Genomic DNA, 4,868 nt, shown 5'->3' with positions numbered 1-4,868 from the left:
TTCAACGGCTGGTAGTGCGACAACGGCGGGCACTGCAAGTGATGTAACCTTTAATTACGCGGACAGTACGAGCAAAGGTGGCGCCGCGAATTCGGCTGTAGTGGCAAATAGCGCCAATGATTTAAATTGTACAGGATGCGTATCTACTTCTGAAGTTGATTTTTATGTGGCAGCGGCAAATGCATCCGGGCAAGCAACCAATCTTGCTGCAAATACTGTAGGTAGTGCTCAAATTGCGGATAACTCAATAGCTGCAAATGATATTGCAAGTAGCGCTGTTGGGACAGATGAAATTGCGAGTGGTGCAGTAACTAATTCAAAGGTTGGAATTACAGTTACGGAAGTTAAGGTGGAGAATAATAACCAAAGTAACGAAACTTGCAAAACCGTGGGTAATTTTTCTTTTTGTGCGTTACAAAGTCATGGATTTTCAAGTTTACTTACTGGTACATCAAATTATTGCACTGCATTTAAACCTGCAACAACCCCTGGTCAGTGGAGTTTTTGTGTACGAACCAGTAATACAAATGGAAATGGTACAAGCTGTACTTGGGGTTGTTTTTAAAGATAGCGCAATAGTATTAATACTAACCAAATAAGTTGCCGCTATATTAATTTAACATTTATTTGTAAATAAAGTAGAAAATTAAAAAGCGGTGGCATAAAAAAATTATGTCACCGCTAATTAAAAGAGCTAGATTACTTAAAAAGATATTCCAACATGTTAAAAAAAAATTATGCAGTAGATTTTACAATTCTATTCGTAGTTGCAACTACCGCAATTCTATTGTCGCTCACCACTAAAACTATCGAATCTTTTGATGAGGGTTTGTATTCTAGTACAACCCTAAATATGGTTGAGCATGGTGAATATTTATACCCAATAACAAAAGATGGTGAGTTTTTTTCATGGTACGGCAAGCCGTCATTAGTGAATTGGCTGCAAATAGCTAGCATTAAAATATTTGGATGGAACGTATTCGCTCTAAGATTACCTACCGCTTTAGGACTGGTAGCATTAATCTTGTTTATTTGGGCAAGCGGCGTCGCCTTTGCAGGCAGATTTTTTGGAGCCTTGACAGCTTCTTTAGTGCTTTTATCATCAGCAATGCTAGATATGGGTTCTCGCGTATGGCTTGAGGATTTAGTTGCGCCACTTTATGCGGCAGGCTTGCTTTTATATGCTTATGGTTTTGCAAAACAAGGGAGAGCTAGATGGTTTTCGTTATCAACAGCGGGTATTGCTTTTGGTTTGGCAATTTTAGCTAAGCAATCTTTTGCGTTGATGGCACCAACAGCAATATTTATTAGTGAATTAATCCAGCGTCGACCCGGATGGTTAAAACGTTTATTTGTGGTAGGCATTATAACTTTAGCTGTTTCTGTATGGTGGTTTTTGGCTACTTTTAATATTGTTGGCGAAAAAGCTATCGAATCTTGGGTCGGATATCATATCATATCGCGCTTTACACATGTCTTAGAAAATCATACTCGACTTCCCAATGCATATTCTGAAACATTAAATAAATATTTAGGTATACTGCCTTGGGCCTTTGGGGCATTTGGGTGGGCATTATTATGGCGTAAATTGACATCAGTGTTTACAAAGCAACTATATATTAGTTGGTCTGCTTTATTTGTTCTACAGTATTTGGTAGTAGGGGTATTTATTAAGACATATCTAGCTTGGTATCAAGTTGTTATAATGCTGCCTTTATTTATTGGTACTGCCTATATTATTTTAAAAATATGGCAAGAAGGTCAGCCAGCATGGATAAAATGGATTATACCTGCAGCAGTTATTACTTATCTCGGATTGCCTTTAAGATTAGACGGCGTTTCGTTATTAGCGATAATGACAGTTGCTGCGCTGTTAATTAATAAATATTATAATCTTGAGCAATGGCGAAAGTATTTCAATCCGATCACATGTATAATACTTGCAGGAGGTATAGGAATAGTTGGAGGCAATCCCATGCGGCGTTGGGATTGGCGAGATAAAATTGCAAAGCAAGTAGGTTTTAATTCAGAAGTGACTGTAATTGGGGATAAAGGTTGCTGGTATGCATGGCGCTGTTATTTACCGCAAGCGAACTTATATGAATGGCCTGGTTCATGCCAAAAAGTCGAGTCAATGATAGCATCGGCGCCGATGTTTGTACTAGAGGATAGAGCGATGGAATGTCAGATACCTAATACGGAGGCAATAAAAACATTTAACCGTGCAGTTTTATTAAAACGTTCAGATATTAAGTAAATATTCTTAATGAACAAAGCGACTTGTTCCAACCTGGCCCGGCGAAATGTCAAAGATACAACGAAACTGCGTAATTATTACTTTTGCAATTATATCCATCGCCCCAATTTGGCTTTTCACATACCTGCCTTCTGTTGATTTACCTAATCATATGGCGACCACGTCAATACTTTTACGTCTAATGCAAGGCGACGTTGTTACTACATCTTTTTATCAAACTAATTTATCAGTTGTTCCATATTATCTTTATTATATTTTCGCCTTACCTTTGGTGGCTTTGTTCGGAGTATTAAGTGGTACTAAAATCACCATAACTTTATTTGCAGGTGCATTTTTGGCAGCATCATGGCTAATCTTACTAAAACGTAAGCGTGCATGGTTTATAATACTATTAGCTCCATTATTTATAACGTCTCTTTTTTTTATGGCTTCATGCCAGTATTTGCGGGGCTGCCCACAATATTGTTCGCTTATTGGGGTTTATTAAAATATTATGAGAGTAATAAAATAAAATATTTTTGGCTGGTAGCGGTAAGTGGTTTTCTCGCAGTGATTGCCCATTTAATTCTGGTAGTTCCTTTTGCTTTAATGATTATTGGTTTTTTTGTTGCTGCCGGACGTAAGTTTTTACGAGGTAGTATCGCTATTGCTTTTATTGGTTGTAGCCCAACACTACCATGGATATGGAAATCACTAACTAATGCAAAAAATTTTACACCATCGATCAGCCAAGCCTATCATCATTTTATTTGGTATTTGAATCAACAGTTCCAGCTATTTGACCATGGATTAGGGCGTGCCGCGATGTATGGGGCGCTAGTGCTTATTACAATAGTATTCATTGGCAATATAATTAAATGCAAAATTGCTAAATCGCCAATATTTAAAACGTCAGAAGATAAGCTCGCATTTTTTATTTTTATCGCTTTAGTTGTTGCTTATATTATAACGCCAGTAGAATTGGCATCAGCAGGGGCTTGGGGGGGTTAATTTTCGTTACTTTCCATTGGTCGCTATTGCATTGTTAGCCATTACACCGACGATACCAATTAAACAAATTAGCAAATTCGCAACTATTGCATCTTTAGCCATTTTTATTGTTTATTTTTCAGGTGTCTTTCAGTTTTTTTACAAATTTGATAATCTAGTGCATGGTTTTGACGATGTTCTTGCATGCATGAAGCCTAATCATTTGCTTAAAACAATTGTTTCTCAAGAACAAGTTTTTTCAGCTTGGCCGCCTGTTGATCAACATACGCATGCTTATTATGTCGCTCAAAAAGGAGGATATGATCCACTTATTCATGGAGGTGAGCATTTTGCTATACGTGCGGTTAAAACATTCTCTGATACACCCGGTATCGGAGATTATGATTACCTATTAATTCAAAGCGATGGAATTAAAGCAGTTAATATACCTGCTGGGCTTAAGCAAATTTGCCATAACGCTAAATGGCGTCTATTTTCTAAATCCTCCGAGGTACAATAGAGAAAGAACAGAGGCACAATTTTATAAATATACTCGACATGTTGTTGGCACTGTTACATCGCTAAATCTTTCGTGTTAGAGCAAATAACTCTATAAATCTTTATTACCCCTTGTCAGATTAAAATCAAAAATGGTAGGCAGCGCTCTGGCTGATGAAAGTGGTATTTGATAGTTTACGTGTTATAAGCGTTTAAGAATATGCGCTAATTTTTCCTACACGCCCCAAAAATGTTCATGTGGTGCATCACTAGAAAATATTGTCGGTGTTATCAAAGAAACACGGCAAGTTCATGATATTCCCCCAGTTAAAATCGAAGTGACGGATTTTTGTTTAGAGGCAAAACAATGTCCTCATTGCCAAACACTAAATCATGGTAATTTTCATGACTATGTAAATGCATCTGTGTGCTATGGCCCGCGCCTTAAAGCTTTCGCAACCTACTGTCGTACTTATCAGCTCATACCATCAGCTCGCACTTGTGAAATTATCGAAAATATATTTGGCCTTCATATCAGCGAAGGAACCCTAGCAAATATTATTGCCGATGCTGATAGTAATGTAGAAGCAAGCGTTAAAAAGATAGCTAATTTACTCAAAAAAGCCAAACTTGCACATGCAGATGAAACAGGCTTACGCATAGAAGGCAAACGTAATTGGCTGCATGTGGTTTGTAATAAACTGCATACCTACTATGCGGTTCATAGTAAACGCGGTGCAGAAGCAATGGAAGATATCGGAATCATCCCAGCTTTTCGTGGTCGTTTGGTTCATGATTATTGGCAGCCATACTATAGTTATAAGGACTGTAAACATAGTTTGTGTAATACCCACCATCTTCGCGACTTAACCTTTGTTAATGAAGAGATGGGTAAAGTATGGGCGAAACAAATGTTTGCTTGCTTGCTCGATATGCATCGCGCCGTTGTTTTAGCTAAAAAATATGGGCGAACACGTTTAGGTGGTGGAACTTTAAAAGCGTTGCAGCAACGTTACGAGCAGATCATTAAAAATGGCTACATAGAAGACCCCTCACCAATCTGACTCTTGATCTCATCTCTGTAATTGATCGATTTTATTAGGCTTTACTGGATGCCCTCTTTCGAGGGCATGACGTAGAGAGT

6 protein-coding genes are annotated in these 4,868 nt (G+C 37.9%); all 6 read left to right on the top strand.

The window, feature by feature from the left end; genetic code table 11:
* Nucleotides 1–565 (top strand): hypothetical protein (locus JW841_11085; GenBank protein ID MBN1961481.1); only part of this gene is annotated, 565 nt, incomplete at its 5' end.
* 156 nt (nt 566–721) lie between these two features.
* On the top strand, nt 722–2,257 hold the full coding sequence (locus JW841_11080) for a glycosyltransferase family 39 protein (protein MBN1961480.1): 1,536 nt from the start codon (nt 722–724) through the stop codon (nt 2,255–2,257).
* A gap of 151 nt (nt 2,258–2,408) precedes the next feature.
* Nucleotides 2,409–2,744, top strand: a complete 336-nt coding sequence (locus JW841_11075; GenBank protein ID MBN1961479.1) for a hypothetical protein — start codon at nt 2,409–2,411, stop codon at nt 2,742–2,744.
* A 101-nt stretch (nt 2,745–2,845) separates the two neighbouring features.
* Nucleotides 2,846–3,247 carry a hypothetical protein gene (locus JW841_11070; protein ID MBN1961478.1) on the top strand — a complete coding sequence of 134 codons (402 nt, stop codon included), beginning with the start codon at nt 2,846–2,848 and terminating at the stop codon, nt 3,245–3,247.
* A gap of 16 nt (nt 3,248–3,263) precedes the next feature.
* A complete protein-coding gene (locus JW841_11065) occupies nt 3,264–3,746 on the top strand; it encodes a hypothetical protein (protein ID MBN1961477.1) in 483 nt (160 codons plus the stop codon).
* A gap of 196 nt (nt 3,747–3,942) precedes the next feature.
* Nucleotides 3,943–4,788: an IS66 family transposase gene (locus tag JW841_11060; protein ID MBN1961476.1), complete on the top strand. Its 846-nt coding sequence runs from the start codon at nt 3,943–3,945 to the stop codon at nt 4,786–4,788.
* Nucleotides 4,789–4,868 lie beyond the last annotated feature (80 nt).

Source organism: Deltaproteobacteria bacterium (genome assembly GCA_016931625.1).
In the GTDB taxonomy this organism is placed as follows: Bacteria; Myxococcota; XYA12-FULL-58-9; order XYA12-FULL-58-9; family JAFGEK01; genus JAFGEK01.
This window is presented reverse-complemented; position numbering and strand designations above follow the sequence as displayed.